The sequence below is a fragment of the Micromonospora sp. NPDC049799 genome (assembly GCF_040656655.1).
In the GTDB taxonomy this organism is placed as follows: Bacteria; Actinomycetota; Actinomycetes; order Mycobacteriales; family Micromonosporaceae; genus Micromonospora.
Window position 1 is genome coordinate 1 of sequence record NZ_JBFAMU010000877.1, and the last position, 1,211, is coordinate 1,211.

The window sequence follows — 1,211 nt, forward strand, 5'->3', positions numbered from 1 at the left end:
CCACTGCGTACGCACCCCGTCAGTCAACGGCCTAGGCTGACAGCCCACCCCACCCCCCACGGCCGCCCCCCACCCCCGCGATCTTGCACTTTCGGCCCTCGATATGCGGTGTATGAGGGAGATGCCGGGGCAGGAAGTGCAAGATCGCGGGGGTGGGGGATTAGGAGAGGGCGGCGCGGATCGTTGCGACGATGTGGGTAGGTCGGGCGTAGAGGTCCCGGTCGGTGAAGTAGCGCATTCGCCAACCGTCGGCGTCGAGCCAGTTGATGCGGCTCCGGTCGTACCGGAGACGATCGCGGTCCAGATGGGATCCGCCGTCGTACTCGATGCCGATCCGGCGCTCGCGATAGCCCAGGTCCAACCGGTAGCGCGGAATGCCGAGGCCGTCGTACACCCACAGCTGCGGCTCCGGAGGCGGCAGTCGCCCGTCGATGACGACCAACCTCAGTTGACTCTCCTGCCGACATTCGGCCCGACCGTCCGCCAGCGGTATCAGCTCCCTCGCCTGGCGCACCCCGCGCAACGCCCGGTGAACGCCCACCTCGGCGAGCAGTTCCTCAGCCGTGACCGCTCCCGCTCGGATGGCGGCGTCCAGGACCGGCAGGGCGTCCAACCGTCGTACGGTCCGCGCGAGGTCGACCGCACACCGGGCCGCCGGCACGCAGGGCAATCCGCCAACGAGCACCGGATCCACCGGAAGGACCGAGTGGTGTACGACAAGCCCTGGCAACCGGGGCTTCGGCACCGTGACCGGCAGCTGGACATGTACGACGTCGTCCCGCAGCACACCGAAGCCGTACCGGCGGGCCGCGCTCTGCCGGGTGAGCGCCGCCTCCTTGGGCAGACACAGCAGGAGAGCCCGCAGCTCATCCTCGTCGTCGCAGGGCTGATCGGCATAGACGCCCCTGCGGACGCGGCGCAGTTCCTCCCGGTTCACGCGGGTCCTCAGCCGCTTCACGGTAAGCGTTCGCGTCAGAGAACCGATCCGCCACAGCCGCGTAGTCATGTGGACAGGATCACGAAGCGAAACCCAGCACACCGCCCCACCCGCTGCCCCTGTGGACAAGACCCACCCCTGTGGAAAACCCCCGCCCCAACCGGTGATCTGCTATGGCGCCCCCAACCCCCTCCCCCGCGATCTTGCACTTACGGCCCTCAATACAAGGCTTATGCCCGGAATGCCGGGGCAAAAAGTGCAAGATCGCGGGGGT

At 68.1% G+C, this 1,211-nt stretch carries 1 protein-coding gene; it reads right to left on the reverse strand.

What is annotated here, in order from left to right; translation table 11 throughout:
- Positions 1-160 precede the first annotated feature (160 nt).
- Complete coding sequence (locus tag AB0I76_RS30295; RefSeq protein WP_357042674.1) at positions 161-937, reverse strand: DUF559 domain-containing protein; 777 nt, start codon at positions 935-937, stop codon at positions 161-163.
- Between the last annotated feature and the right edge of the window lie 274 nt (positions 938-1,211).